The 2,181-nt window shown below is 36.8% G+C and carries 2 protein-coding genes; one reads left to right on the top strand and one right to left on the bottom strand.

The window, feature by feature from the left end; all coding sequences use genetic code 11:
* Positions 1-39 precede the first annotated feature (39 nt).
* The gene (locus tag AC2JBO_RS44630) at positions 40-1,341 is read right to left on the bottom strand and encodes a nitrogenase component 1 (protein ID WP_496960033.1); all 1,302 of its coding nucleotides are present in this window, start codon (positions 1,339-1,341) and stop codon (positions 40-42) included.
* Between the two features lie 367 nt (positions 1,342-1,708).
* Between AC2JBO_RS44630 and AC2JBO_RS44635 the strand changes: the two genes are divergently transcribed.
* On the top strand, positions 1,709-2,181 hold a 473-nt coding region (locus AC2JBO_RS44635), incomplete at its 3' end, for a Rieske 2Fe-2S domain-containing protein (RefSeq protein WP_496960034.1).

Genomic DNA, 2,181 nt, shown 5'->3' on the forward strand with positions numbered 1-2,181 from the left:
AATAAGTAATTTAAGTTTGAATGATGATGAAATCGGGCATTATTCCCAAGGCGCTGTAGAATGTAACTGTTTCCAAACGGGGCTTTGGAAAGCAGCATATAATTCTCGTACTGCTTTGATTATTCCTGTATACCCTGTATAAACTTGGCGATGTTTATTTATATCTAGAAAAGATATTTTGGCCTTGATGGCGATATTTTGATATGCAGCGCGCGCGACTAACATATCAGCTGCCCAACCTTGAATTAGTTCAAAAAGTTGATTTTTTTCATTTCCTTGTTCCAAGATAATTACATCTTGACCTACTAGCTCTTGAATTTTTGCTTTATCTTGCGGTTTGATAGCTGAGGCAACCGGAATAATATCTAATTCGAGTTTCTTGGCAATATAAACTAGAGATGGAATTAAGGAATTATCTGTTGTTACATCAAGAACAATCCGTTTATTTTTGAATCGTGTACGATATACTTCAAGTTGACTATCTAAATAAGCAGTCTCTTCTGTGATTAGTTTTTCTATTGGCTCTGATAATGCAGTACTATCTAACTTTGCTGCAATGTTTCGTAAACAGTTATTGATTTCTTCCAAACCATATATAGACTCTTCGATGTAACTTATATTAAAACGCTTTTCCATCTGCTTTGCCATTTTCACCAGTGCTTTGGAGGAAATAATGACATTGAGTTTCGCACGGTGTGCATAACAAAGTTCTTTATAGCGAGCATCACCTGTAATTTTGGCTAAAACTCGAATTCCGATTTTTTCCAGCAGCGACTCAATTTCAACGGCGCTATCAGTGTCACCAATCAAGTTAATATCATACTCGGTAGTAAATTCAGGTTCAGCAGTACCGATAACATGTTCGAGTAAAACATCACCAGCAAGACGAATACCAGACTTTTTGTTACCAATAAAACCTGGTGAGTCTACGGGAATAACAGGAATATCCAGTTTTTCTGTAGCATCATGGGTGGCGCCATTAATATCATCACCAATCATTGCGGAAACGCAGGTAGAATATACAAATATCGCAGATGGATTATAGCGACGGTGGACTTCGAGAATAGCTTTGTACAATTTTTTGGCGCCACCAAAGATAATATCACTTTCTTCCATATCGGTAGTAAAGCGAATTTGATTAAGCCGAACTTCCCCAGTATTATTACTACCAGCTAAAAAATGACCAACACAACCACTAGGACCATGAACTAAATGGACAGCATCCGCTATAGGAACTAAAGCAAGCATCGCACCATCAAAAGCACAATCTTGTTGACTATCTTGCGGTATTAATGAATTTTGCCCATTAGAATCTTCGATTTTATCGTGACTAGCTTTCATTTTAGTCCTGATAGGGTAGAATTTTCGCAATTCATGATAAAATAAATACTCTAACTATTGTGTTATTCATATTCTTTATAAAAATTTTGTTTTGTATCAAAATTGATTTTCATGTAATTCTAAATGTAGAGACGTAACATGTCACGTCTCTACAAAATAAACATTTATACCAGTAATTGTACTGAGGTAATTATTTTTTAGATTTTGCTAAATTTGATTAAACACGTAGAGACGCGATTAATCGCGTCTCTACATCTAATGTATTTAACGGTAACTTTTCATACAAAACAAGTGTAAAAACTTAGGAAAATGTATATATGTAGGGTGGGCACTGCCGACCTTACTTAGATTTATAAGAAAAGTATTTATGTTAGTTACAAAACAGCCTGTACTCAAACGATTTTGGTATCCAGTTATTCCCACGAGTCATTTACAAGATGGTCATCCCAAAGCATTTACGCTGTTAGGTCAAAAAATCGTCCTCTGGCTAGATGCCAAAGGGCGCCCAGCAGTAGCGCAAGACCGTTGTTGTCACCGTTCAGCGCAGCTATCAAAAGGAAAAGTTACGAACGGCAATATAGAATGTCCGTATCATGGTTGGAGGTTTGACGGTACAGGGATATGTACACATGTACCCCAGCTTGAGAATGGAATGATATCAGCAAGTTATAAAATAGGCGCCTATAAATGTACAGAACGCTATGGTTATGTGTGGGTATGTTTAGAGGAACCGTTGTGTGATATTCCAGATATACCTGAAGCAAAAGACTCTAAATATCGCTTAATTCAAGAATTTTACGAACCTTGGAAGTGTGCTGGGTTGCGAGTCATGGAAAACGA

The sequence above is a fragment of the Calothrix sp. CBUCES-K 9914 genome (genome assembly GCF_059640475.1).

Bases quoted from the DNA above. Each gene is read 5' to 3' on its own strand.
- AC2JBO_RS44630 (WP_496960033.1), bottom strand. From the start codon at position 1,341: ATGAAAGCTAGTCACGATAAAATCGAAGATTCTAATGGGCAAAATTCA.